Source organism: Pseudomonas sp. P1_C12, assembly GCF_056406435.1.
This window is the reverse complement of the sequence record NZ_JBFUAE010000018.1, coordinates 60,204-86,131: the sequence shown is the minus strand read 5'-3', so window position 1 is coordinate 86,131 and position 25,928 is coordinate 60,204. Positions and strand designations below refer to the sequence as shown.

Here is a 25,928-nt window from a genome sequence, read left to right as displayed (position 1 = left end):
TAAAGGCGTTGGCGCAGTCGCGGCGCAGACCGGGAGGTTGGGAGACGGGCAGCTGTCCCCAACATTGGGGGTGGATAGGACGGCGGGGAGGGTGGGGAATCGCAGTCCCCAGGTTCGGGCAAACGGCTATGAGTGGGCTATAAACCTATAGGGGGTTTCCGGGAACCGTGTCCATGAACTCAATCACCAAAGTGCTTGTGACCGAAAGCGAAGCCCGCTTGAACACGCGCAAGCGGCCGTTCGATCTGCTGCGCTGGTTTTCGCTGATCAGCATGGCGGTGATCGGCACGGTGGCGGTGGCGCTGGGGGCGGTGTCCTCGCAGTTCGTGATTACCGAAAGCGTGCAGCGCGATGCGCTGTTGACCTCGCAATTCATTCAGGCGATTGCCTCGGTCGAGGTGCGCAATGTGTCGATTCCCAAGATCCGGACCATGGGCGAGTTGCTCGACCCACGAAAAGACAAGGACTTTCCTGACGTCGACCCGCTGTCAAGCGCCAGTGCCCGTGATGATTTCCTCGACCATATCGCAAATTTGCCGGACGTGATCCTGGCCAACATCTATGCCCCCGATCGCAGGGTGATCTGGTCGACCAACCCGGCCTTGATGGGCACCACGATCCATGGCGATGAAGACCTCGACCGGGCGTTCAGCTCCAGGCTTCCCGTGTCGACCAGTTACCACGATGTAGACAAATCCCGCGTGGAACAGAAGTTCGTGGAGCTCCCCAAGTACATCTTCATCGAAAACTACATTCCCCTGTTCGACGCCGATGGCAGCACCGTCACGGCGATGGTCGAGATTTACAAGGAACCGCAGGACCTGATCAACCGCATGGAGCGCGGCCTGGTGCTGATCTGGCTGGCGACCGCCCTGGGCGGCGGTCTGATTTACCTGGGTCTGTACTGGATCGTGCGGCGGGCGGCGATCCTGCTGGCGGCGCAGCAGAAGCAATTGATCACCAACGAGACCTTTGTGGCGCTGGGGGAGGTGTCCTCGGCGGTCGCCCACAGTCTGCGCAATCCGTTGGCGAACATCCGTTCAAGCGCCGAGCTGGCGATAGAGTTCGACAGCGGTCCGGCACACGGGAACATCAACGACATCATTGGTCAGGTCGATCGCATGTCGAAATGGGTACGGGAGTTGCTCCAGTCCCTGCGACCGCTCAATGACGAAGCTGAACCGGTGAATCTGGTGGCGGCACTGCATGACAGCCTGATGGCTTACGAGCATCAGATCAGCAAGGCCAAGGTCAACGTGGTGTTCGAACCGGATCAGACGCCCATGGTCCTGAGCCAGCAGGTGCAACTGACCCAGATCCTCAACAGCCTGCTGTCCAATGCGGTGGAAGCCATGGACAGCGGCGGTACGCTGACCATACAGATCGAGCCGCGCGATGCCCAGCGCGTCAGCGTGAAGGTGAGCGATACCGGCAAAGGCATGAGCGAGGAGCAGCGCACATTGGCCTTCCGGCCGTTCTTTACCACCAAGCAGAGCGGGCTGGGCGTCGGGCTGGTGCTGGTCAAGCGGATCATGGAACGTTTTGGCGGTGCGGTGACCCTGGATAGTCGTGAAGGCGAGGGCACCACTGTCCGTCTGTTGTTTAATCTGGTCCCCTGAAAAAACGGGGATGAACTATCCCCCAATATTGGGTTTCAATCCCCGGTCATTTCCACGGCCATCGCACATTGATATTGGTAAGTCATTGTTTTGTAAAGTGTTAGTGCTTTTTTACAAGAAAATTACATAATTGGCGAGGTCCTTGCAGAACCCCCATCACCCCCATCACGACATCGAGGCGGCTGGTGATGGAAAAAAAAGGGCAGTACAACTTCAAACGTTCAGGACTGTTAACGCCCTTGAGCGTCCTGCCGCCCGCCGTGCAGCCCCGTTTTAATTACTCCAACAATAACAAGTCCAGCCCGTTGTTCGGTGCGCAGCCATCCACGCAACAACTGCTGTTGTTCGAAGCATTCGGTCCGGCAAAACCTGACCCCGCCACGCCGGCCGCGTCCTTGCCGTTTCCACCGGCGGCCACTGGTCCGTTGCCACAACAGGACGGGTCCTGAAGTGGTTGTCAAACCCTGAACAGGGAGGGCGTCGAGATGAACATGAGGCTGCATTCACCACGCTCACGAGCCTTGGGCATGCACCTGGTGCTGATGATGGTGACCGGTTTGCTGGCCAGCCAGCTGCTGGTCGCCAGCCAGCCGACGTCGACGCCCGCACCTGCTCCTGCATCCACTGCCGAACCCGCTGTCGTTGAAGCCGCCACCCCGTGGGGAGGCGACTATTTCCCCAACACCCTGCTGACCGACCAGGACGGTCAGCAGCTGCGTTTTTTCGATGACATGATCAAAGGCAAGGTGGTGGTGATCAACTTCATCTTCACCTCGTGCAGCGACTCCTGCCCCCTGGAAACCGCGCGCCTGCGCCAGGTGCAGAAACTGCTGGGGGATCGGGTCGGCAAGGACGTCTTCTTCTATTCCATCAGCATCGACCCCTTGAGTGATACCCCCAAGGTGCTCAAAGCCTATGCGCAACGCTTCCAGGTCGGGCCCGGGTGGAAATTCCTCACCGGGGAATTCGCCGACGTCACCGAGCTGCGCAAGAAGCTGGGGCTGTTCATCGAAGGCATCGATAACGGGCGCAACAAGGACCACAACCTCAGCCTGATCGTCGGCAACCAGGCAACGGGCCGCTGGATGAAAGCCTCGCCGTTCGAAAACCCGTGGATTCTGGCCGACCAACTGGCCAATACCTTGCAGAACTGGAAACAGCCCAGTGTGGAAGAAAGCTATGCCGATGCACCGCAAATCCGTCCGCCGAGCAATGGTGAAGAGCTATTCCGCACCCGTTGCGCATCTTGCCACAGCCTCGGTCCGCTGGACGGGCAGGGCATCGGCCTGCACAGCATCGGCCCGGACCTGATCGGCGTGACCCATCAGCGCGATCCGGCCTGGCTCAACCGCTGGATCCGCGAACCGGATCGCATGCTCGCGGAAAAGGACCCGATTGCGATGGAACTGTTCGATCGCTACAACAGGATCCCGATGCCCAACTTGCGGCTGGATGAGCGTTCCGTCCAGTCCATCATCGATTTCCTGCAGGAAGAAACCAACCGTCAGCATCCGCCGGTAGTGCCATTGGCCAGTGGTAACGAGGAGCCTGAACATCATCATTCGGTCGCGCAACCCGACATGACCCAGGTGCAATAGCGTCGAAATAGTTACGTGGGCCAGTCAATTGCTATCAATGTTACCTACACTGACTTGATACCCGGCTGGAAAGGCTCGATCTCAAAGACTCAGGACAAAGCCATGCAGATACTGGAACAACAAAAAGTAGCTGCGCCGCAGGCTCCGGCAGTACCGCGCAAGGGTTGGCGGCCGCAGTTCAACTTGCTGCGCTGGTTCTCCCTGGCAAGCTTTTTCATCATCGCCGTGGTGGCGCTGGGGCTGGGTTACATCTCCACGCGCTTTGTGGTCGATGAAAGCATCGAGCGCGATTCGATGCTGACTGCGCAGTTCATTCAAGCCATTGGCGAGGCCGAAATCCGTCATGCCAGGATTTCGCCGGGCAGAACCATGGGCGAAATGCTCGACCCACGCATGGACCATGCCGATTCCGACATCAACCCCGAAGCCCGGGCCGCCGCGCGCGTTGAGTTTCTCGACCATGTGGAGCATCTGCCGGACATCCTGCTGGCGACGGTGTACGCCCAGGACCGCACCGTGGTCTGGTCGACAAACTCCGAGTTGATTGGCATACGCATCGAAGACGACGAGGAGCTGGATGAATCCTTCGAAATGAAATCGCCGGTGTCCACCCGCTACCACGAGATCGATGAGGAGCGCCCCGAGCAACGCCTGCTGCGCGAACCGGAATACCTGTTCGTCGAGAACTACATTCCGATGTTCAATGCCGACAGAAGCAAAGTGATTGCCATGGTGGAGATCTACAAGGAACCGGTGGACCTGGTGGAACGCATCCAGCGTGGCTTCAAGGCGATCTGGCTGGCCACCCTGATCGGCGGGGCGGTCATTTACCTGGGGCTGTTCTGGATCGTCCGGCGCGCGGCGATACAGCTGCAGAGCCAGCAGAAACAGCTGATCGCCAACGAAACCTTTGTCGCCTTGGGGGAAATGTCCTCGGCGGTCGCCCACAGCCTGCGCAATCCACTGGCGAACATCCGTTCCAGCGCCGAACTGGCCCAAGGCATCGCCAGCCAGACCGCACAGAAAAACATTGGCGACATCATCAGTCAGGTCGACCGCATGTCGCGCTGGGTCCGTGAATTGCTGGTGTCGTTGCGGCCGATGAATGACGACTGTGAAACGGTCGACCTGGTGCTGGCCCTCGATGACACCTTGAGTGCCTTTGAGTCCCTGATCAAACGTTCGAACGTCGAAGTGCGCTTCTCTCCTGTCAGCGTGCCACCGGTCGTCAGCCAACAGGTGCTGCTCACGCAAATACTCAATAGCCTGTTTGCCAACGCACTGGAAGCCATGCCCAAGGGTGGCGTGCTGACGATCGAGATCGATTCCTCTGTGCCCGGCGACTTGAGCATGACCCTGACCGACACCGGCAAGGGCATGTCCAAACAACAGCAACAACTGGTCTTCAAGCCGTTTTTCACCACCAAGCAAGGTGGGTTGGGTGTGGGCCTGGCCCTGGTCAAGAGAATAATGGAGCGGTTTGACGGCTCGGTCGAACTGACCAGCCGGGAGCAGGAAGGAACCCGTGTTTGTCTCAATTTCAAAGTGGCAACGGGAGGGGCATATGGAGCACAGCATTCTGTTGGTCGAGGATGACGAAATCCTCGCCGAGAATATTCAGACTTACCTGGAGCGCAAGGGCTTCGAGGTGACCGTTTGCTACTCGGCTGAAGACGCACTGGAGCAATTGGGTGCTTTCGCTCCTGACGTGGTACTGACCGACAACTCGTTGCCGGGCATGAGTGGTCACGACCTGATCCAGAAGCTGCGCGTCAGCGCGCCGGATCTGAAAGTGATCATGATGACCGGCTACGGCAACGTCGAAGACGCCGTGGTGGCGATGAAAGAGGGCGCCTTTCACTACGTCACCAAACCGGTGGCCCTGCCGGAGCTCAAGCTGCTGCTGGACAAGGCCCTGGCTACCGACCGCATGGAGCGCACGCTGTCGTTTTACCAGGAGCGCGAAGCCCAGAAGTCGGGGTTGCAGGCGCTGATTGGCGAGTCGGCACCGATGGCATACCTCAAGGGCATCATCAGCCAGTTGCTCGACGCCGAACGGCGGATGGCCAACAGTGATCTGCCGCCGGTCCTGGTGGAAGGCGAGACCGGCACCGGCAAGGAACTGGTGGCCCGGGCCCTGCACTTCGACGGCCCGCGCAGCAAAGGCCCGTTCATTGAATTCAACTGCGCTTCGATTCCGTCCAATCTGGTGGAATCGGAACTGTTCGGCCACGAGAAGGGCGCCTTCACCGACGCCAAGGAGCGTCGCATGGGGCTGGTGGAAGCGGCCGATGGCGGCACGCTGTTCCTCGATGAAATCGGTGAAATGGACCTGCTGTTGCAAGCCAAGCTGCTGAAGCTGCTGGAAGACCGGACCATTCGCCGGGTCGGTTCGGTGAAGGAGCGCAAGGTCGATCTGCGGGTGATCAGCGCCACCAACTGCAATCTCGAACAAATGGTCCAGCAAGGCAAATTCCGCCGCGACCTGTTTTTCCGCCTGCGCATCATTTCGATCAAGGTGCCGCGCCTGTATGCCCGGGGTGCCGATATCCTGCTGCTGGCCCGGCACTTCCTGGGGCTGCATGGCAAACGCTACGGCAAGCCGAACCTGCATTTCAGTAATCAGGCCGAAGATTTGCTGCTCAGCTACAGCTGGCCGGGCAACGTGCGGGAATTGCGCAACATGCTGGAGCAAACCGTGTTGCTGGCGCAAAGCGACACCATCGCCGTCCATCAGTTGAACGTCTGCCTGAGCCTGGTGGATGAGCCACCTATGTTTCATCACGAGCCGCAACATTTCAGCGAACCGCGTCCCTCCTACAACGGCAACGAATCCATGAACCTGCCGGAAGTGGAGCGCGACATGGTGCGCAAGATGCTCGACAAGACCGACTGGAACGTCACCAAATCGGCACGCCTGCTGGGTCTTAGCCGGGACATGTTGCGCTACCGGATCGAAAAACTCGGCCTCGCCCGCCCGGACAAACGCCAGTGGTAAGGCTCACTGCAATACCTGGCCTTGCCTCATGCAGGACAGCACGCAACCGGAGTCCTGGACTTCCTGGTTCACGTAGACGCCATGTTCCGGATCGTAGCTGCGGACAAACACGCGAACCGTGGCGTCGGCCACAGTCGGCAGGCGCGAGTCGGAGAACACGTGCTCACTTGAAACCGGAATGAACTCCCCGGGTGCGGTCGGGAGGTACGAACCTGGTGGCACGATGCTCATGGACAGTGGTACGGGGTGCGCGAAGGGTTGGTCGGCGCCGTAATAGTTGAATTCACTGCTGTAGTTGGTGGTGTTTGGCATGTCGTCGGCGTGGGCGACGGCGGTCGCGCTCAGGCAGACGGCGAGCAAAAGCGTCAGATTGGTTTTGTTCATGGCAACACCTGCTAAATCGGTTTAACCACATTTCTCCCAAGGTCATTAACTATAGCTGCCGCCGTGGGCAGCCGTTGGTGCTGTGCGGATTACAAGTTCGCAACACCTGCCAGGAGGAGGTTGATCTAGACTCCGGCCGGTCAAATCGACGACCCGAACCCTGGAGCGTGCAATGGAACTGCCGACAAAAGAACAAGCCATCGCCAGTAACCGCGAGGCCTGGAATGACTCCGCCCGTCACCACAAAGCTTCCTGCGAATGGCAAGCCTTGTTGAAGGACGTGGCGCACGCGGATTTCTCCTGCCTGGATGACACCTTGACCGCCTTGCTGACCCAGACAGGTGTCGACGGCAAGGAGGTGGTGCAACTGGGCTGCAACAACGGTCGCGAAAGTCTGTCGCTGTTTGCCCTGGGCGCGCGTAGCGTGGTGGGCGTCGACCAGTCTGAAGCATTTCTCGAACAGGCACGGGAACTGGCGTCCCGCTCGCCCCATGCGCCGCAATTCATCGAAGCGGACATTCACCATTTGCCTGCGCAACTGCAGGAGCGCTTTGACCTGGCGCTGATCACCATCGGCGTCCTGAACTGGATGCCGGACATCGGCGAATTCTTCCGCCATGTGGCGTGCACGCTGAAGCCGGGTGGGGCGCTGGTGGTGTACGAAACCCACCCGTTCCTGGAAATGTTCGAACCCGAGGCTGCCGATCCTTTTCGCGTGTCCAGCTCATACTTCCGTCGCGAACCGTTCGTGCAGCACGAACCGATCGTCTACGAAGGCAAGGTCGAACAGCCGTCGGCGGCGTCCTACTGGTTTGTCCACACCCTGGGCGACTTCTTCAGCGCCGCCATTGCGGCAGGGCTGCAGATCCGTCACTTCAAGGAGTACCCGCACTCCAATCGCGAAGAACTCTATGACCGCTATCAGCAGCAGGTGGCGCAGTTGCCGTTGTGTTTTACGTGGGTGGTGGTGAAGCCAGCGACATAACGCGGAGAATCAAATCAGAGATTTGAGTGATTGACGGTATGCCCCGGCTGCGCGCAGAGATCTATGCCCAAGGCATGAATGACCTTCAGGACCGTATCGAAACGTGGTTTTGCTCCCGGTGCGAAGGCTTTGTAGAGGCTTTCGCGACCCATTCCCGAGTCTTTGGCTATCTGTGACATGCCACGGGCTTTCACCACATAGCCGATAGCGCGAAGAAACTCCTCATTGTCACCGTCTGCCAGTACCTGAGAGAGGTACTCGCTAATGGCTTCATCACTGTCGAGCAGCGCCGCCATGTCGAAAATCGTCAAAGTCTGGCTCATGGTCAAACCTCCTTTGCCATTTTTTTTGCGCGTTTGATATCGGCGGTTTGAGATGACTTGTCACCTCCGGCCAGCAGGACAATGACGACACCACCTCGCATCGTGAAGTAAACCCGGTATCCGGCACCCACGTCTACGCGCATTTCAGAAACGCCATCACCGACAGCCTTGTTGTCGCCAAGATTACCTGCAGAGGTGCGGTCAATGCGACGAGCGATAGCTACTTTGGCTCGCAAATCGCGAACCGAGGCGTGCCATGTTGCGAAAGTAGCGGTTTGCTGAATAAGATAATTCATTGCTCGATCGTATCCAAATGGATACGAGTGAGCCGTCAGACATTTCCGCGTTCAGGCGGGTTTTTTCCGGGATGTTTGTGGGGTCCCCATCGCGAGCAGGCTCGCGATGGGGCCTGTCAGCCGACTCAATTCTCACAAGCGAACGAACCCCGCGATCAGGCCGGCCGGTCGGCCGCCTCGCTTTTGCTTTTGCGGTACACGCCCCCTCATGAGGCCGAGCGCAGGTTCTGCGCAGTGGGCAACCCGGCATGGATGCCGGGTTAGCCGCCGCCGGCCATGGATGGCCGATGGCGGCGGGCCCACGGAGCAGGACCGGAGCGAGGGCATGCCGAGCCACGGCGAGGCACCGAATGTCAGGGGCAAGAGCCTTTGGTTACTTGGGGCTTTTCCAAGTGACCCGCTGTAAAAGCGGAACCGCCAGAGGCCGTTACCGCAGAAACGGATATGTACACCATCAAAACAGATGCGCCCAACACATAGCCATCGCGGGGCCACGCTCCCACAGGGATTGCGGATTACTCCAGAACGGCCCGCGCACGGTGAGGCGCAGCATCGCCCGCAGCGGTATAGGCTACCCGCGGCACACCCGGCAAGCGCTGTTCCAGCAGTGCACTCAAGGACTCTCCCGGTTCCAGGTAGGCATCGCCGAAGTCGGCGCCGAGCTGGTTCGGGTGGGCGACGATTTCCAGCAGTCCGTCGGGTGGCGGCTCAGCGTTGCGCAGATCCACCGGGGTGCACACGTAGTCGGCGGTGGCGCCGGCCAGGTTGCTCAGGCGACGGTTGAGCAGGTCCTTGAACACGCGCTTGGGCAAGCTGAGGTTTTGCCCCAGGTTGCGCGCCAGACGCACCGGCACCCCCTGGCGGGCGGCGAAGCGCGCGACGATCTCGCCGATCGGCCAGATGTTGTGCACGTGCTGATGAGAGTCCAGGTGGCTGGGGCGCAGGCCGTTGTCCAGGCAGCGCTGCCACTGGGCTTCGAGTTCTTCCAGTACGGCGTGGCGATCCCGGCGCCCGAGCCAGAGGCGGGTGCGGGACAGGTTGAGGTCGAACACGCCGGCACTGTCGCAAAACGTCGGGCGTTGCACAATGCTCTGGCTCAATGGACGGCCGTAGGTCAGGTTGAAGTGCAGGCCGATGCGGCCTTCGAGCAATGGATGCCGGGCCATGGCACAGGCCGCTTCGAACGCCGGCATGTTGGCCATGGCGGTGGCGGAGCTGATGAGCCCGGCCTGGAACGCGCCCAGGATCACTGCGTTTTCGCAGGCACTGAGGCCGAAATCGTCAGCGTTGACTATCACTTGCCGGGGCATGTTTACCCTCCTTGAGGTTTTCCGTAGGCGCAGGCCTTTTGACAACAGGTGTTGCGCCGGGCGCCGGGGTGGCGACTGCGGCCGCCGCGCGCCGGGCGCGCCATTGCTGCAATCGGGGTTTGAAGCGTTGCCAGACCCGCAAGGCCAGTCCCAGCACCAGACCGCCTGGACGCCAGGAGTAAAAACTCCAGCGCCAGTGTTCCAGTTGCCCGGTCATGCGTTCGTGCAGTTGATGGCTGGAGTTTTCCAGGCTGACCCGTGACGCATCGATCCACTGCCAGTTGTCTTCCAGGCCCCAGCGAATCCACTCTTCTAGCAGCACCCGGCCGCTGCCCAGGTCAGCATATTGCGGCAGGAACGCCAGGTTGTAGTCGTACAGTCGGCCCTGTTCCAGCAAGCCGAGGCGATAGCTGATGCAGCGCCCCTCCAGCTCCAGCACCACCACGCGCACCAGGCCTCGGACCGCGAGGGCGGTGAAGGCGCGGTCCATCCACTGGCGATGGCGCGCATCGGAAAAGATCCCGACCCCTTCGTCGCCTTTCCAGCTCACCGCTTCGACTTCACTGATGTCCTGCAACAGCGGCCCCATGGTCAGGGCGTCGGGGGTGATCCGCCGCACCTGGGCCCCGCACGCGGCGATGCGTTTGCGTGCGCGGCGCAGTTTGTAGCGCGGGTCGCCGGAGACTTCCTGATGGTCGGCTTCGCTGATCAGGTGCACCGGCACCCGACAGCTGAGGCGTTGTTCGGCGGTCGAACTCAGTGCCTGCCACGGTGCCAGGGCTTGCGCCGTGGAGCCGGCCAGTTCGTTGAGTTGCAGCACGGTATGGGGCAGGTGTTGACGGATCTGCGTCAACGCCTTGCGCATAGCGTCGTCGTCCAGCCTCGTCAGCAGTGCGAGGCGGTCGGCGAGGGGATAGCCCAAATGATGCAGGACCCGAAACGGCAAAAGCGCAAAGCGTTCCACGGACGCCACCAGCGGCAGGCACAGCGCCAGTTCGCCACCCTGCCAGCCGAGCAGCACATGCAATTGCTCGCCGGGCTTGAGTGCCAGTTCCGACGCGTATAGCCAGGCCAGTTTGTTGAACGGCGTGTGGTCCGTTACGCGCTGGCGCAATGCTTCGTAAGCCGCTATCGGAAAGTCGTCGGTGCACAGCGAAGTGCGCCATTCGAATCGTGCAGACATAAGATCAGCTCGCCTCGGCGGGAACAGGAGAGGGTGCCGGTTTGCGCAAGGCATCCAGACGTGAACCGCTGTAGCGGGTTTCGCGGAAGAAGCGCCCGCCGAACAGGTGGTAGATGTTCATGATCCGTCCTTGCTCGCGATACCCCATGCGCATGTGCAGCTTGAGCGCGGGAATGTTGTGGGACTCGCAGATATCCACCACTTTGTTGCAGCCCTGATCAGCCATGGCTTTCCACAGGTTCAGCTGGAAATCGATCGACAGCGTGGTGCCCCGGTAGGCAGGAATCTGCTCGAGAGCGAACTCGAAGAACTCACCTGGCTTCACCGGGAACATGCAGCCGTAGTAATGACGGTCGAAATAATCGCGTGTGCTGCCCCAGATAAAGGCCACGGCATCGCCGTTTTCATCCAGGTACATATGCCCGGTGTACCCTTCGCACGCCAACTCGGCCATGGTGCCCACGCGATCGCCGAAGTGTTTGGCGAACGCCACGGCGTTTTGTGGGGTGATGGTTTCCAGTCGCAGCGGTGTATAGGGTCGAAGCTTGTGTGGCGGTACCGGGCTCACCAGATCGCGCTCCATCCACAACAATTCTTCGTGGAAAAATACGTAGTGTTTCCACAACTTGCCGACGGTGGCGCGCAGGCCTTTTTGCTTGATGTGATCACTGAGTTTTTTCAGAGCATTCATGTTTTTGACTCCTGACGGTGTTGACCGTGAGTGGAGTGACTCAATGCGCGACGCATCGTCCACGCGGTAAAAAATCAATGACGTTCATGAGGTGCTCCAGCTGAGGGCAAACAGGGTTTCTCCTGGTAAATCGAAGGTGATGCGACCCTCCAGGCAGTTGAAAGATGCGTCGCGACTGCGGTTGTCGGCGCCGAAATAGCGCAATGATCCCTGGGACAATGGACATTGCGCGCCGGCCAGTCTCACGCGCTGCAAGCGTGAGCCTTTGTTGACGCCCAGCAGGCTGCGTTGGTGCCCGGCAGACATGGCCAGCACGTCAACCTCGAAGGCGTCGTTCTCCAGGCGCATGACATCGCGTAGCCAATGCTTGCGGATGAATTGCTGCGCCAGGCCTACGGGCTTGAGCTCGAATTCATCCTTGCCGAGCACGCGGAACATGCCCTTGGGATACTCAGGTTCGTCGTCGGCCTGGAACCAGCCGAGCATGTCGAGCAAGCCGTCCTGGGAAGCATTGATGATGACCGAGGCCCACCATAACGAGGCGTAGTGGGTTTCCTGATCGTAAGGGCTGAGGCTGGCCCCGCTGGACATGTTGGTCTGGTCCAGCAACAAGGCTTTGCGCGGTCGTCCCTGGGCGTCGAGCCCCACCAGCTCTGCCGCTTTGCGTACGCTATCGCGGTAGACACGGGTCGCCAGCAGGTCGCGGACCATCCATTCGTGCCATGCCAGCGCATCGATCTTGTCGCCGGACTCGGCCAGCAAGCGTCGGGCCCAGTCGATGCCGCGCTTGTCGGCGGCATTGTCGACGAGCGGGCCATTGACGAACCGGGAGCTGGCCGGCATGGCGATGCGGACGCCGGCTTTGGCGTTGTCCGGGTTGCTGCGCACTTGCCAGGCCATGCTGTTGAAGATGCGCTGGTAGCTGGCGTAGTCCGGGTAGTTGAGGTTCGGTTCGTCGGCAAAGCCGATGTAGTGCGTGCCCTTGCCGCCAAGTGCGCGTGTGGCGGCGAGCCAGGCATTGAGGCCGGCGTTGCTGGTGGCGTCGGCGCGCAGGTCGGCCTTGCGCTGACGGCCGGCCAGCAGGGTGATGTCCTGAGTGATGCCGAAGCGATCCTGATACAGCCGGCGGAACACGTCTTCGTAATGCGGCTGCGTCGCCATGATGTCGACCAGGCTGTAATAGGATCCGGCCTGTGGTTGCAGGGCATCGAGCACGGCGAAACTGGAATCCGGCGGTCGCGCATAGGGCAGGGCGATGCCCAGGTTCGGGGTCTTGCCGAGCACGTCGTTGTGCAGCGTCAGCCGGGTCTGGCCTTCGTCTTCGCGCAAGGGTTTGAGCTGTTGCGGGTTCTGCGCGAACAGGTTGGCCGTGCCGTCGAGCCAGAATGCGACCTTGCCGCTACCGCGCAGTTGCAGGCGCCAGACTTGATCGGTGGTTGCAACGGGCAACTCGACTTTGTCGAACTGCCAATAGGCGGGGTAAGGCTCGAGAGACAGTGAAAGCTGTTGGCCGTCACTCACGCGCTGCGCTTGCAACGCGCCGACGCCACCGTGGAATTTACCGGCCAGCACCGCGTGTTCACCGGCCGCGACCTTGAAATACAACTCGTCACCGTCCCGGGGCTCGGCGCTGAAATGCACCTTGGCCGGGGCGAACAGTGCGACGGTGTGGTCGTCGTGCTCAACCGTATAACGGCGGAAGCTGTAGCCAGGAATTTCCAGTCGATAACTGGCGGCGCCCGGCGCCAGCTCCCAGCGTTGGCTACCGCGGGGCTCATTGGCGGCAATCAGTCGTTCGCTCTGGAGTTTGCCCTGGCCGTCGAGCAAGTAGAGGTGTTCTTCGTTGGCTTCAGCCTGCCACACCGGGGCCCAGAGCACGGTCAGGGTGTCGGGGCGGTCCGTTTGCAGGTACAGGCTGCCGTCGCGGATATCGACCCAACGCATAGGCGCAGCTTCGGCGCTCAGCCCGAGGCCAAGACTCACCAGCAATAACAGGTGTTTCATGCCGACTTCCGTTGCAGCATCAGCAGCATCGGCGCGATGTCGCCGGGCAGGACGATGAGCGTTTGCCAGACCGGCACGTGGCTCAACCGGCAATACACCACCAACAGCGCCAGGGTCACGGCCAGGTACGCGATAGAGGACGCCGCTGCTGCGCCGACGATGCCGTAGGTGGGGATCAGCAGCACATTGAGCGCCAGGTTGAGCAGGGCGCTGAGGCCCATCAACAACGAAATCGTGCCGGGCCGGTTTTTGCCCAGCAGGTCCAGGCGCAGAATGCTCATGTAGCACAGCCCGAACAGGCCTGGCAGCAGCGCCAGCAACGCCGGATAGGCAGGCTGATAGGCCTCGCCAAACAGCGTCACGATCAACCATTCACCGACCACTGCCATGCTCAGGCAAGCGCCGAGCATCACCGTGGCGGTCAAGCGCAAGGCCAGTGGCGTGACTTTTTCGATGCCTTCTTCCTGTTGCAGCAGGCGCTTCATCAGCGGCGTGGTCACTGCTTCCGGAACGATCAGCAGCAACTCGGCGGCCGCGCTGGCCATGGCGTAGTGACCCAGCGCCGTGGTGCCGAGCAGGGCGCCGATGAACAGGTAGTCGGAGCGCAGAATCACTTGCTGGAACAGCAGGTCCGGATGACTGCGAGCGCTGTAGCGCAGCAGTTCGTTCTGGCTGGCGCGGTCCCATTGCAGGCTCAGCGGATGCTCGCGCTTGAGCCAGACCCAACCGGCCAGCACCACCAGGCTGATCCCCGTCAGCCAACTGATCAGCGCCGCTTCCAGGGCCGCGCTTTTCCACATCCAGAACAGGGCAAGGAACACCAGCAGCGGCGCCAGCGACTCGATCAGGCGCAAGGCATTGAAGGCGACCACGCCGCCCGAGGCGTTGTGCAAAGTCAGCAAGCCGCTTTTGAGCACGGTCAGCGGCACCGCCAGCAGCAACAGCCAGGCGAGCAGGCCCAATTGCAGGGTGATGTCCAGTTCTCTGCCGAACTCGCGGGTCAGCGCCACCACCAGCAAGGTCAGCAACGCCGCCAGCAGACAACCGAACAGCAGCACCTGGCTGAGCAGCAAGCCCATCGGTCGTTGCTTGGCCGCCTGGTAGCCCACCGCTGAATTCAAGCCGCCGCTGGTGGCAGCGCTGATCAGGTCGGGCAACGTGTTGAGCAAGGCAAACAAGCCCCGTTCGCTGGGGCCGAGAATCCGCGCCAGCAACACGTTACGCAGCAAGCGCAGGGCAATCATCGCCAGTTTGGTGCCCATGCTCAGGGCCAGGTGCCTGAGGTAGTTGTTGCGGCTCATGGGCGTGCCCCGCGGTAGATGCGCCAGGACAGCAACCCGGGATTGCGCGCGGTACGCTGGCTGACGCCGAAGCGTGGCAGGGCCAGTGGGTCTTCGGCCCCTCGATAAATGCCGGTGCCGGTACCCAGGGCAAACGGGAAGTGATGCCTGGCCACCTGTTGGCGCACCCGCGCATCGTTGTCGCCATTGGGGTAGCAGTAAACCGGCAACGGCTGGTTGCAGCCGTGGAGCAGCGCCTCGCGACTGCGGCTCAGTTCTTCATCCAAGCGTTGATCGTCGAGACCGGTGAGGATGGCGTGGCTGGCACCGTGGGGGCCGAAGCGCACCAGGCCGGACGCTTCCAGGTGGCGCACTTGCTGCCAGTCCAGCGCCTGGGGCAACGACTCCTGCGGGCAGTCGTCGGTCAGGCGATTGAGGTCCAGCGGCGACAGGGTTTTCAGGCTCTGCAAAAAGTTCAGCAACGCCAGGCTGCGGCGTTGCTGATCCGGGTCATCGCACAGTGTCGGCAACGGGCGCCCCAGGTGCTGCAAGTGTTCGATCAGCTGCAGACGTGCCTGTTCGCCATGGCTGTTCCACAGGGTTTCGCCGATGCTTTCCCACCAGAAGCGCTGGCGGCTGCCGATGAAATCGGTGGACAGAAAGATGCTCGCCGGCACCTGGTGTTTTTGCAGCAACGGGAAGGCATTCAGCGCGTTGTCGCGCCAGCCGTCGTCGAAGGTCAGCGCCACTTTCGGCCGCTCCGAACGCGGTGCGCCGGGTTGCAGAATGTCCATCAGCGGCACGCAGTCGAAGTGTTTTTTCAACCACACCAGCAAATGTTCAAAGGCCTTTGGCCCGACGCACAGTTCATTGCGATGGGGCAGTTCGGCGGCCTGGTCGCTGGCCAGCACCCGGTGCAGCATCAGGATCACCCCGGCGCCGTGCAGTTGATTGCGCCCGACCGGGGAGTTGAGGTACAGCCAGCCACTGGTGCGTTTTAACAGTTGCTTGATCGCCATGGCACGCGCCTCTCATCGATTTTGCTCGGGGTTCCATTGGGCGTAACGCTGACCGCGCAGGAACTGCCACAGGCCGATGCTCATCCCGGCAAGGGTCACCAGAAGGAATGCGGCCAGGCGAAAGGGTTTGGGCAAGCGGTGTTGCGAATCCAGCAGGCCGGCAATGGCCATCGTGTAACCGAGCAGTTGTGCGATCAGGCTCAGGCGATAAAAGCCGTGATCCTCCCACAGCCAGAAATTGCTCAGCAGCAACGGCAGCAACAGGATCGGCGCCAGCCGCCGGATCAGCTTGTGGCTGATCAAGGCAATCGCATACAGGCCATGGGTCAGCGGATTCATCAGCTCCCGGCGCTGGGCCAGGCTTTGCAAGCCACCCACCGTGACCCGCTGACGACGGCGAAATTGCTTGTCGGCTTCGTCCACGCCCTGGTCGATCACCCGGGCCTGGGGCACGTAGACAATCCGCTTGAACGCGACGGGTGCGCAGGTGCTGATAAAGAAGTCGTCGTTGACCTCCGCCGGCACGTTCTGGAACAACTCGCGGCGCAGGGCGAGCAATGCGCCGTCAGCGGAGACCATGCAGCCGGTGCGATTTTCCACGTAGCGCAGCCAGCCTTCGTAATGCCGATACAGGCTGTCACCCACGCTCAAGCCCTTGCCGGTCACCGGGATCACCATGTGCCCGGCGCAGCCCCCGACCTGCGGGTCGTTGAGCGGTGCGAGCAAATGGCCGAGGGTGTCGGTGGACCATTGGTTGTCGGCGTCGGTGAACACCAGGATCGCGCCGCTGCTGATCGCGACCCCGGCATTGAGCGTCGCCGCCTTGCCCTGGCGGGGCAGATCGAGCACGGTGATGCGCGCGTCATTGACCTTGTGTGCACAGGCCACGGTGTCGTCGGTCGAGCCGTCACTGGCCAGGATAATGTGCAGTGAGCGGGCCTGATAATCCTGGGCCAGCACGGTGCGCAGTTTTTCTTCGATATGCCGCGCTTCGTTGTGCGCGGCAATCACGATGCTCACGTCCATCGGTTGGGCCGGTCCATGGCGCGGTGCCGGGTAAAACGGTGCCAGCAATGTCAGCAACAGGGGATAACCGAGGTAGGCGTAAACCGGTAGCAACAGGCACAACCAGTAAATGAATTCAGCCACGGGCGGGCCTCCTGGCATTCCAATGACAAAGGCTGAGGATGAACCCGGCGCCCGCCAGGTGCAGGCGCACCCAATGCAGGCCCCAGAGTTGCAAGGTCAGGAGCGGGTCGCGGTGCCTGGCACTCTGACGCAGGCTCAGTGCCAGGGCGGGCAGGACGGTCAGCAGCAGCATCAGCATCGAATGCTGGGGGAAACCGTCGAACAGGGCGGAAATGGCCATGAAATCGATGACCCAGGCGGCTATCGACAGCAGTGGAAAGCGCAGCAAGCGCAGGCTCGGGCCATGGGTGCGCAGCAGTTGCAGATGACTGCCCTGGCGCCACAATTCCTTGCCCATCCATTCCCGCCAACTGCATTCGTAACCCCAATGCAGCGCCACGCTTTGGTTGACCGCGAGTAGCTTGGCACCGGCGTCGACCAGGCGCATGGTCAGTTCCTTGTCCTCGCCGGTGCGCAGTTGTTCATTGAAACCACCGACCTTGTCGAACCAGCGACGGCGCATCAGCAGGTTGCAAGTGGGCAGCCATTGCGCGACATGCAGCGGCTGCGTGTCGGGGCGCAAGGTGCGGCGCTGCCAGGCGTCGGCGTACCACGGCGCTTCGGCCGGGGTGTGCAGGTCAAGACCGATGACATCGGCCTGGCCGCCGGACTCGAGGTCGAACAACAGCTTGAGCCAGTTCTCGGGCATCTCGACGTCGGCATCGATAAAGGCCAGCCATTCACCGCTGGCAATCGCCGCTCCGCGATTGCGCAATGCGCCGATGAGCAGGCCGGGCAGGACCAGAACCTGGGCGCCGAACTGCCGGGCAATGTCCGGGCCCTGGTCGTCGGAGCCGTTGTCGACCACGATCAACTCGCATTCGACGTTGGCCGCCTCGGCGGCATGTCGTGCCGCTTGCAGGGTCCGGGCGATGTGCCGGGCCTCGTTGTACATCGGGATGATGATGCTGATGCGGTTCATGCCCTGACCTCTTTCAGCTGGGCCTCATTGGCTTTCGTGCGCAGCACGCCGGTCAACGCCAGCATGATCCACAGGTACTTGTGGTTCGGTGCGCTGAGGAACATCAGGAACAATGTCAACGACAGAAAACTCATGCCCAGGTGGGTCATCAGATCGGCCTGATGCCTGTCTCCTCGCAACAGCCAGGTGTGGCGGGCGCGAATCAGGTTGTACAACCCCAGGGCCAGCATGCCGACGAACATCAGGCCGGCGGGAATCCCCAGTTCACTGAAGATTTCCAGGTAGGTGTTGTGGGCGCGGCGGTACAGGTCGTCGGTCTTGCCGCTGACGGAAAAGGTCTTGGCATAACCGGTGGTGGCGTAGTGCAGCGGGAACGTGCCGGGGCCGGTACCCAGCAAGGGATTCTCGGCGATCATGGCGCTGCCGACCACAATGTAGGAGGCGCGACGGCCCAGGGACGCGTCCTGACTCTTGGCCCCGGAGCTGAGGATGCTCAGCGACTGGATGCGCGCCACGTAACTGGCCGGCATCGCATACAGCCCCAGCGCAATCACAATCGTCAGGCCAAGCATGGCAAAGCCCAGGTGGCGTGGACGAATATGTGGCAACTGCGCGCGGTAGTGCCACGTGCCGATCAACAGGCTGAGGAGCAACACCACTAGCCCCGAACGGGATTCAGTCTTGGTCATGCCGGCCAGCAGCACCAGGGCACAGCCCCCCCAGAACAACCGGTGCAGCCGGTTCGGGCTGCGGATCACCAGCAACAGCGCCATGGGCACGGCGAAGGCGATCATCAGGGCAAATTCATTCGGGTCATTGAGCATGCCGGACGCACGGCCTTCGTCCTGGTATTTGGCCGAGAACATCGCCATGGCGCAGGTCACCGCGACACTGACGGCAACCAGTTTGGCGAACATGTCGAGGTTCAACTCACGCCCGACCAGCAGGGTGATGACAAACAGAATCAGGCCGACGCTCAATTCGCGCAGATGGCCCAGGGACATGTCCATGTTGTCGGTGTTCAACAGGCTGAGCATGTACAGCACCATGAACCCGACCAGGAAACGCCAGATACTGCTGCGCAGGCGCTCGGCCGACCGTTGACGAATCGCCAGTTGCAGCATCAGGATCAGCGCCAGCGAAGCCCCGAGGAACTTGGAGCCCGACAACGCGCTGTCCTTGAACAGGCCCTCGAAAGGCAGGATGGCGACAATGCCCAGCAGGCCCCAGGTCGGCTTGCGGTACAGCACCGCGACACCCACCAGGCCCAGCACCGCTCCCGGCGCCAGATACGGATAAGGGCTGGCCAGCAATCCGAGGCAGACCAGGCCGAGCAAACTGACGATCGAGAGCGGAACAATCACGCGCGTGCCTCCCGTGCAGTCCGGATGTAAAGCTGCGACCAGCGTTCGGCCAGGACCTTGAGGTCGTAGCGATCCCGTTGCGTATGTTTTGCGTTGTCAATCAACTCGCCGGCCAGGGCCGGGTCACCCAGCAGCGCGCCGATCTGGCGGGCGAGGGCGGTGCTGTCGGTGGGCGCGGCCAGCAGGCCGTTGTAGCGGTCCTGCAAGACATCGGGAATCCCGCCGACGCCGAAGGCCACCACCGGCACCCCGGCCTGCATCGCTTCGAGCAGAATCATGGGCGTGCCTTCGGTGCGCGAGCTGATCACCAACGCATCGAGTTGCCGCCACCAGGCGCGCATGTCGGTCTGGTAGCCCGGCAGCGTGATGCGCGCCTGCAATCCGGCTTCGTCTATGCGCGTCTGCAGGCTTTCGCGCTCCGGCCCGTCGCCGAGCATCACCGCGTCCAGTTGCGGGTACTGCTGACACAACGGGATCAGCGCATCGAGAAACAGGTCAGGGCCTTTTTCGCTACTCAGGCGCCCGACGTAGCCGGCCAGCCAGCGTTGACGCTCGCCACTGTGCGGCGGCAAGTCGTGGGCCGCCGGCAGGCCGTTGGGGATCACCTGCAACTTGTCCGTGCGCACATTGGCCTGGCGGTGCAGCGCCGCAATGCTTTCGGCAACACACACCACCCGGTTCACCGAGGCCGTGCGGCACAGTTGCAGGCTCAGCCAGGTGTAGAACTTCTGCTTGCGACTGCGCGGGGTGAAGCCGTGCTGGGTGATGACCAGTGGCAGGCGCAACAGCGTGGCGCCGAGCCAGCCGAACAACAGGCCCTTGAAGTTGTGCGTATTGATCAGTGGCCGCTGGTCCCGTCGCTGGCGCAAATGCCCCAGCAATGCGCCCAGGCCTGCACAGCCGAGGCAATCGACACCGGCCTGGCGAAATCGCGCGATCAGTTCTGGCGGCGCATCGAGAAACAGCACCTGGTGCTGCCCCGGCGTCGCCAGGCAATGATCCAGCAGCATCCGCTCGGCGCCATAGAAGCCGCCACTGCTGAGCAAATGAATGATCGGCAGGTCGTGGGCGGTGCCGAGCGGCGCGTTCAATTGCGCACCCAATGCACGAGGGCCGGTACGCTCCAGTTCTTGTGCGGGTTGTTCGGCAGGGTGCTTTGATCATTGATCACCAGCAGCACCGGCAAGCCCAGTTCATGGGTGATTTGCGCAGGGTGCTTGAAGCGGTGGTCGAAGAACTCACGCACATAGACCAGGGCAATCGCCAGCAGCAAACCGGTGAACAGCCCGAACGGAATGATCAGCATCGGCTTGGGGAATGCCGCTTCGGTCGGTTCGTACGGCGGGCTGAGTACCCGTGCGTTGGACAGGTCGTTGTCCAGCGCGCGTGCGGTGCTGCTTTCGGCGAAGCGCTGGGCATAGGTGGCGAACGCCTTGTGCAGCGCGTTGATCTCGGTGTCCATCTGCCGCAGCTTGCTCCGGGTTTCCTGCAACTGATGGATGCGATTCTTGAACTCGGTAATGCGCGCGGTTTTCTGGTCGATGACCGAGCTGATCGTCGCCAGGTCGCTGGTGCGCTCCTGAATCCGGTTGCTGACAATCTTCAGGAATTGCCCACGGGCCCGGATGATTTGCTCGCGGGCCATTTGCATCGGATCACTGCCGGGCTGCAAGACCGCCAGGTCGTCCATGTAGTGGCTGACCAGGGTCGTCAGTCGCTCACCCAGTTGCTTGATCTCGCGGTCTTCGAAAGCGACGCTGTCGACGGTGGTGGTGAAGGTGTAGGGGAAGGTGTAGTCGTTGAATCTGGCATTGTTGGCGGTCGCCAGGCTGGTTTTCAGGTAATCGAGCCAGCGCTGGCTTTGCAGCAGTCGGTCCTGATACAGGTTGAGCGCCTGTTCCTCGGTGTTGATCGCGTTGAGACGGAACGTGATTTCTTCCTTGGGGTCGGACGAACCGATGCTTTCGAGCAAGGCCAGGCGATTGGCTTCCAGGCCATCGAGACGCACCTGGTACTGCAATTTCTTGGTCTCGTAGAAACTCTGCGGCAGGTCGATCGATTGCATTTCCTGGCGGGTGACCAGGTAGTTTTGCAGCAGGGCAGTGACGAATCGGGTGCCCTGGGCCGGGTCAGGGAAGTGGTAGACGATCGAGATCACGTTGGAGCCCGGCAAGGTTTCAACCTTGAGGGCAGCGGACGCTTGTTGCGTGAGGGCATCAAGCAGGGTGTCGCGTACCGGATCGGTCTGCAGCCCGAGCAGGCTGCGAACCGGGTTGATCACGTGTTCGCGAACGGGATTGATCACAAACCGTTTGAGCGGCTGCACCAGCAGTTTGTTGAAGGCGCTCACGGGCTGCGTGTACTCACCCTTTTCGCGCAACTGGCCGATGGTCTGGCGGATCAAGGCCGGCGAACGCAGGATATTGCTCTCGGTCTCCATGTCGGCCAGCGACGGCGGGATGAAGGAAGCGTTTTCCTGAGTGAGGGTGCTGGTGGCATCCCCCTGGGAGATTTTCTTGGACTGCACGATCACCTGGGCGGTGATATCGAAACTCTGCTTGAGCAACAGCGGCAAGACCACGGCGATCACGGCAAAGATCAGGAAGACTCGCTTCACCAACTGCTTGTTGGCGAAGAAGATCCTGAAGAACTCATGCAGGTAGTTTTCCTTTGGATTCATGTGGGTACCTGAGAGTTAGTTGCTGCTGTCGTCTTTGTTGTCGACGCGGTAGCTGAAGCTGAGGCCCATGCCCTGGAACAACACGACGTCCGCCAGTTGCCGCACGAGCTCACCGGTGCTGGCCAGCTTGGTCTTCGGCACGTACAGCATGTCGTCCGCTTGCAGGTAGGCGATCTGGGTGGCGTCGCCGGACAAGGCTTTTTCCACGTCGTAACGATGCGCGACCACCTGGTTGCCGTTGCGCCGCATGATCATCACCGAGTCCAGGCGTGCCTTGGCGTTGGAACCGCGGGCCATGGTCAGGGCTTCGAGCACCGACACCGGGCGGCGGATCGGATAGGAGCCCGGCTGGCCGACTTCACCCAGTACATAGATTTCGTTGCCGGCGGTGGACTTGAGCAGCACGTCCACGGTCATGCGCCCCGGCAGGGTGGCATAGCGATTATTCAGGTAGGCCTCCAGCTGGTTGATGGTCATGCCTTGCAGCGGCACGGCACCGATTTCCGGGAAGCTGGCGTAGCCGTCGCTGCCCACGGTGATTTCCCGGCTCATGCCGGTGGCGGGGTGGTTGAGCACGGACTTGAGGTTCCATTCACTGGCCAGCGGGTTCACCACCATCACTGACAGCTGATTGCGGTTGGGCTGGAACAGCTGTTTGCGATCGTAGGCGCGCTGAATCGCGTCCCGTGCTTCATCGCGGGTCATGCCCTCGATTTTCACCGTGGTGTGGGCCCCCGGCAGTTCGATGGTGCCATCGGGCAGCACCAACTGGTTGCCGTTGAACTGGCTGGCGGCGGTGAAGTTCAGCGCGATCGTGTCCCCGGACTGCACGCGATAGGCGGCCGAGCCACTGGTGCTGATGTGGAAGATCACGTCCAGCACATCCTGTGGGCGCAGGGTCTGCTCGACCTTGGGCACGTCGGTTGCCTGGGCGTTGGCCGGTGGGGCTGTGAGGATTTGCACCGGCATGCTTTGTGATTCGTCGGAGGAAGTGCTGGAGCAACCTGCAAGGGGCAGCAACAGCAGGACAAGCATCTTGGCGTTCATGGCGTCATCCTTGTCTGATTGCTCACAGGTTTTTGTACAGCCATTCGGGCATGTAGTACTTGCGTCGGTTGAACACGCTGCCGACCAGCTTCGCTCCCGCCTGGCTCAAGCGCTTGGCCGCGGCCTGGGCCACTTCCCAGCGGGTGTCTTCCGCGGGCACGACCAGGACCACACCGTCCACCTGGGTGCTGATGACCAGGGAGTCGGAGGCCGAATACACCGCGTCGCCGTCGATCACCACGAAGCGGTAGCGGATGCCGAGTTGATCGAGCAGCGGGCTCAGGCGCTCGGGTGTCAGGTGCTCGTTGCCACGGAAGTATCGGCCGAATGGCAGAACGTGAAAGGGCAGGCTGGAGACGTCCACCACGCAGTCCTGCAACAAGGGCGGGCTCTGGGTGTTGAACATCAAGTCGCGAAACCCCCGTTCCTTGCTCAGCCCCAACTGTTGCGTGAGGTTGGTCGCCGACTGGCTGGCATCCACCAGCAGCACCAGGCCGCTGCTCATCTTCGCCAGTTGACTGGCCAGCGCCAGGGCGCTGGTGGTGGTGCCAGCGCCGGGGTTGGCGGCGGTCAGGAACAGGGTCCGCAGGTTCTGGTCGAGTACGGTCGATGTCAGGTTGGACTCGCTCGGGCTGGCAATGCTGAGGCTTTTAGCCGTTGAACCGTCCATTTAACTTGCTCCGTGACCGCTGAACACTTTGAAAGGGGTTTTCAGCAGAATCTTCAAATCAAGCAGCAGGCTCTGCTGGGCGATGTAGGTGAGGTCCAATTCAACGCGCTGGTCGAAGTCGATATTGCTGCGCCCGGAGATTTGCCACAGGCCGGTCATGCCGGGGTAGATGCTCAGGCGCGCGAGGTGCTTGTCCTCGTAGCGGTAGGCGTTGAACGAAGTCGGCCTGGGGCCTACCAGGCGCATGTCGCCGGTCACCACGTTGAGCAGGTTCGGCAGCTCGTCGAGACTGGTGCGTCGCAGAAAACTGCCGATACCGGTGATGCGCGGGTCCTTGTCGATCTTGAAGTCGATGGCGTCGGCGCCGTGCTTGTTCAGGTGCCGCAGGGACTCCTTGAGCTCCTCGGCGTTGACGACCATGGTGCGGAATTTGTACATGCCGAACAGGCGGCCGCGGTAGCCGGTGCGTTTCTGCACGAACATCACCGGCCCCGGGCTGGTCAGTTTGATGGCCAGCGCCAACCCCAGCAGCACCGGGGAAATCAGCACCAGGACCAGCAGTGCGCCGAAGCCGGCCAGGACGCGGTTGGTGCGCGACAGGGTCCACGGCCGGCCACCTTCGCGACCGGTTATCCAGCCACAACCCTGCATGTGGATGGCGGCATCCATGCGCTTGCGTTGCTCGGGGTCCAGGCGCTTGTCCCTACGCATATTGCTGAGTGGCACACTTTTTTCGTGTTCAGACATAGATTCTCCGCAGAGTTAAGCCGTGTGCGGCATGGGCGACGCAGTCAGTCGTAAGTGCGGGACCAGGCAACGAAGCGCCCCGGTCCCTCATCGGGCACCCATAAAACCGGCTGCTGCGGTGACGAGAATCTTCATGGATGGACGGCCTCGGGCACGATGCGGCGCAAGCCAATGCCGCTGTAATGCAGGCCGGCGGCTGCCACCTGTTCCGGGCTGTAGAGATTGCGTCCGTCCACGATCACCCGTTTACGCAGTTTGCTTGCCAGCATGTCGAAGTCGACCACGCGGAAGTTCTTCCACTCGGTGCAGATCACCAGGGCATCGGCGTCTTCGAGCGTGTCATCGCGGGTGGCGCACAGGTGCAGGTCGTCGCGGTAGCCGTAAAGGCGCCGGCATTCGGACATGGCTTCCGGGTCGTAGGCCTGCACACTCGCGCCTTCGGCCCAGAGTGCTTCCATCAGGTAGCGGCTGGGTGCTTCGCGCATGTCATCGGTGTTGGGTTTGAACGCCAGGCCCCACACGGCGATGGATTTGCCGGCCAGTCCGCCGGGAAATTGCGCCTTGAGTTTGCTGAACAGAATATGCCGCTGGTGGTCGTTGACGTCGGTCACGCTACGCAGCAACTTCAGAGGCATTCCGGCGTGTTCGGCGGTGTGCAGCAGGGCGCGCAGGTCCTTGGGGAAGCATGAACCGCCGAAGCCGCAACCGGGGTAGATGAAGTGGTAACCGATGCGCGGGTCCGAGCCGATGCCTTTGCGCACGGCTTCGATATCAGCCCCCAGCAACTCGGTGAGGTTGGCCAGTTCGTTCATGAAGCTGATGCGCGTGGCCAGCATCGCGTTCGCCGCGTACTTGGTCAGCTCGGCGCTACGGTTGTCCATGAACATCAATTTGTCGTGGTTGCGGCAGAACGGCGCGTAGAGCTCGGTCATCTGGCTGCGGGCTTCATCGTCTGCGGTGCCGACGATGATTCGGTCCGGGCGCATGCAATCGGCCAGGGCACTGCCTTCCTTGAGGAACTCCGGGTTGGACACCACCCGTACCTTCAGCGAACCTTTGCCGCGACGCTGCAACTCTTCGACGGCAGTGGCGCTGACCTGATCCGCCGTGCCGACCGGCACCGTGGACTTGATGATCAGGGTGCGGTCGGTCTCCATGAAACTGGCGATCTGCCGGGCCACGTTCAGCACATGGCTGAGGTCGGCTGAACCGTCTTCGTCGGCGGGTGTACCGACGGCGATGAAAATCAGCTCGGCGTGCTCCACCGCATCGCTGGCCTGGGTGGTGAAGAACAGACGACCGGCCTTGATGTTTTCTTCAAGAGTGCCGGACAGCCCCGGCTCACTGATCGGTGGCACGGCCTGTTGCAGTTGCCGGATCTTGTTCGGATCGATGTCGACACACAGAACGCGGTGTCCGACATCGGCCAGTGCCGCTGCTTGTATCAGGCCAACATAGCCCGTACCAAATACGCTCACGTCCATATTAGCGTGCCTCGTAAGACGGTGGAGAGTTGCAAAACAAGACGGTCAAAAGGGGTATAGACCAGCCTCGGCAAACCGTGTCAGCAAACCGGTATGTAAAAGGGGCAAGACACCCCCAAATGTGGGGGCGATTGCC

The 25,928-nt window shown here is 61.5% G+C and carries 23 protein-coding genes and 1 pseudogene; 6 read left to right on the top strand and 18 right to left on the bottom strand.

Annotation, left to right across the window (positions count from 1 at the left end; all coding sequences use genetic code 11):
* Window positions 1-173: 173 nt before the first annotated feature.
* The 5 genes and pseudogenes from AC1D19_RS25320 to AC1D19_RS25300 all read left to right on the top strand — a co-directional run bounded on the left by AC1D19_RS25320 (window position 174) and on the right by AC1D19_RS25300 (window position 6,215).
* On the top strand, window positions 174-1,619 hold the full coding sequence (locus AC1D19_RS25320; protein WP_477764911.1) for a sensor histidine kinase: 1,446 nt from the start codon (window positions 174-176) through the stop codon (window positions 1,617-1,619).
* A 242-nt stretch (window positions 1,620-1,861) separates the two neighbouring features.
* Window positions 1,862-2,059 (top strand): annotated as a pseudogene (locus tag AC1D19_RS25315) (hypothetical protein); the annotation flags it as partial.
* Window positions 2,060-2,104: 45 nt separating this feature from the next.
* Complete coding sequence (locus AC1D19_RS25310) at window positions 2,105-3,217, top strand: SCO family protein (protein WP_477756086.1); 1,113 nt, start codon at window positions 2,105-2,107, stop codon at window positions 3,215-3,217.
* A gap of 102 nt (window positions 3,218-3,319) precedes the next feature.
* On the top strand, window positions 3,320-4,813 hold the full coding sequence (locus AC1D19_RS25305) for a sensor histidine kinase (protein ID WP_477764910.1): 1,494 nt from the start codon (window positions 3,320-3,322) through the stop codon (window positions 4,811-4,813).
* The gene (locus tag AC1D19_RS25300) at window positions 4,782-6,215 is read left to right on the top strand and encodes a sigma-54-dependent transcriptional regulator (RefSeq protein WP_477764909.1); all 1,434 of its coding nucleotides are present in this window, start codon (window positions 4,782-4,784) and stop codon (window positions 6,213-6,215) included. Before AC1D19_RS25305 ends, AC1D19_RS25300 begins: the two co-directional genes overlap by 32 nt.
* Before the next feature lie 3 nt (window positions 6,216-6,218).
* Here the strand turns inward: AC1D19_RS25300 and AC1D19_RS25295 are convergent, their stop codons facing one another.
* A complete protein-coding gene (locus tag AC1D19_RS25295; protein WP_477764908.1) occupies window positions 6,219-6,599 on the bottom strand; it encodes a hypothetical protein in 381 nt (126 codons plus the stop codon).
* Window positions 6,600-6,771: 172 nt separating this feature from the next.
* Here AC1D19_RS25295 and AC1D19_RS25290 point away from each other — a divergent pair, with 172 nt between their 5' ends.
* Window positions 6,772-7,584: a class I SAM-dependent methyltransferase gene (locus AC1D19_RS25290; protein ID WP_477764907.1), complete on the top strand. Its 813-nt coding sequence runs from the start codon at window positions 6,772-6,774 to the stop codon at window positions 7,582-7,584.
* A 14-nt stretch (window positions 7,585-7,598) separates the two neighbouring features.
* Here AC1D19_RS25290 and AC1D19_RS25285 read toward each other — a convergent pair whose 3' ends face one another.
* The 17 genes from AC1D19_RS25285 to AC1D19_RS25205 form a co-directional block, all read right to left on the bottom strand.
* A complete protein-coding gene (locus AC1D19_RS25285; RefSeq protein WP_477764906.1) occupies window positions 7,599-7,907 on the bottom strand; it encodes an addiction module antidote protein in 309 nt (102 codons plus the stop codon).
* A 2-nt stretch (window positions 7,908-7,909) separates the two neighbouring features.
* Window positions 7,910-8,203, bottom strand: a complete 294-nt coding sequence (locus AC1D19_RS25280) for a type II toxin-antitoxin system RelE/ParE family toxin (protein ID WP_477764905.1) — start codon at window positions 8,201-8,203, stop codon at window positions 7,910-7,912.
* 515 nt (window positions 8,204-8,718) lie between these two features.
* Window positions 8,719-9,513 carry a ChbG/HpnK family deacetylase gene (locus AC1D19_RS25275; protein ID WP_477764904.1) on the bottom strand — a complete coding sequence of 265 codons (795 nt, stop codon included), beginning with the start codon at window positions 9,511-9,513 and terminating at the stop codon, window positions 8,719-8,721.
* On the bottom strand, window positions 9,485-10,696 hold the full coding sequence (locus tag AC1D19_RS25270) for a GNAT family N-acetyltransferase (protein WP_477764903.1): 1,212 nt from the start codon (window positions 10,694-10,696) through the stop codon (window positions 9,485-9,487). Before AC1D19_RS25270 ends, AC1D19_RS25275 begins: the two co-directional genes overlap by 29 nt.
* 4 nt (window positions 10,697-10,700) lie before the next feature.
* On the bottom strand, window positions 10,701-11,387 hold the full coding sequence (locus tag AC1D19_RS25265) for an N-acetyltransferase (RefSeq protein WP_477764902.1): 687 nt from the start codon (window positions 11,385-11,387) through the stop codon (window positions 10,701-10,703).
* A gap of 84 nt (window positions 11,388-11,471) precedes the next feature.
* Entirely contained in the window at window positions 11,472-13,391 is a 1,920-nt protein-coding gene (locus AC1D19_RS25260) for a hypothetical protein (protein WP_477764901.1), read from the bottom strand.
* Window positions 13,388-14,692, bottom strand: a complete 1,305-nt coding sequence (locus AC1D19_RS25255) for a lipopolysaccharide biosynthesis protein (protein ID WP_477764900.1) — start codon at window positions 14,690-14,692, stop codon at window positions 13,388-13,390. Before AC1D19_RS25255 ends, AC1D19_RS25260 begins: the two co-directional genes overlap by 4 nt.
* Window positions 14,689-15,690 carry a polysaccharide deacetylase family protein gene (locus tag AC1D19_RS25250; RefSeq protein WP_477764899.1) on the bottom strand — a complete coding sequence of 334 codons (1,002 nt, stop codon included), beginning with the start codon at window positions 15,688-15,690 and terminating at the stop codon, window positions 14,689-14,691. The genes AC1D19_RS25255 and AC1D19_RS25250 overlap by 4 nt, the downstream gene beginning before the upstream one ends.
* Before the next feature lie 12 nt (window positions 15,691-15,702).
* Entirely contained in the window at window positions 15,703-16,839 is a 1,137-nt protein-coding gene (locus AC1D19_RS25245; protein WP_477764898.1) for a glycosyltransferase, read from the bottom strand.
* Window positions 16,832-17,800, bottom strand: a complete 969-nt coding sequence (locus AC1D19_RS25240) for a glycosyltransferase (RefSeq protein WP_477764897.1) — start codon at window positions 17,798-17,800, stop codon at window positions 16,832-16,834. Before AC1D19_RS25240 ends, AC1D19_RS25245 begins: the two co-directional genes overlap by 8 nt.
* The gene (locus AC1D19_RS25235) at window positions 17,797-19,164 is read right to left on the bottom strand and encodes an O-antigen ligase family protein (protein ID WP_477764896.1); all 1,368 of its coding nucleotides are present in this window, start codon (window positions 19,162-19,164) and stop codon (window positions 17,797-17,799) included. The genes AC1D19_RS25240 and AC1D19_RS25235 overlap by 4 nt, the downstream gene beginning before the upstream one ends.
* Complete coding sequence (locus AC1D19_RS25230; RefSeq protein WP_477764895.1) at window positions 19,161-20,255, bottom strand: glycosyltransferase family 4 protein; 1,095 nt, start codon at window positions 20,253-20,255, stop codon at window positions 19,161-19,163. The genes AC1D19_RS25235 and AC1D19_RS25230 overlap by 4 nt, the downstream gene beginning before the upstream one ends.
* Window positions 20,252-21,844 carry a GumC family protein gene (locus tag AC1D19_RS25225; RefSeq protein ID WP_477764894.1) on the bottom strand — a complete coding sequence of 531 codons (1,593 nt, stop codon included), beginning with the start codon at window positions 21,842-21,844 and terminating at the stop codon, window positions 20,252-20,254. Before AC1D19_RS25225 ends, AC1D19_RS25230 begins: the two co-directional genes overlap by 4 nt.
* Before the next feature lie 15 nt (window positions 21,845-21,859).
* Entirely contained in the window at window positions 21,860-22,891 is a 1,032-nt protein-coding gene (locus AC1D19_RS25220; RefSeq protein ID WP_477764893.1) for a polysaccharide biosynthesis/export family protein, read from the bottom strand.
* Window positions 22,892-22,913: 22 nt separating this feature from the next.
* Window positions 22,914-23,561 (bottom strand): CpsD/CapB family tyrosine-protein kinase, encoded by a 648-nt coding sequence (locus tag AC1D19_RS25215; RefSeq protein WP_477764892.1) that lies wholly within the window; start codon window positions 23,559-23,561, stop codon window positions 22,914-22,916.
* Window positions 23,562-24,308: a sugar transferase gene (locus tag AC1D19_RS25210; protein ID WP_477764891.1), complete on the bottom strand. Its 747-nt coding sequence runs from the start codon at window positions 24,306-24,308 to the stop codon at window positions 23,562-23,564.
* A gap of 131 nt (window positions 24,309-24,439) precedes the next feature.
* The gene (locus tag AC1D19_RS25205; RefSeq protein WP_477764890.1) at window positions 24,440-25,792 is read right to left on the bottom strand and encodes a UDP-glucose dehydrogenase family protein; all 1,353 of its coding nucleotides are present in this window, start codon (window positions 25,790-25,792) and stop codon (window positions 24,440-24,442) included.
* Window positions 25,793-25,928: the final 136 nt, after the last annotated feature.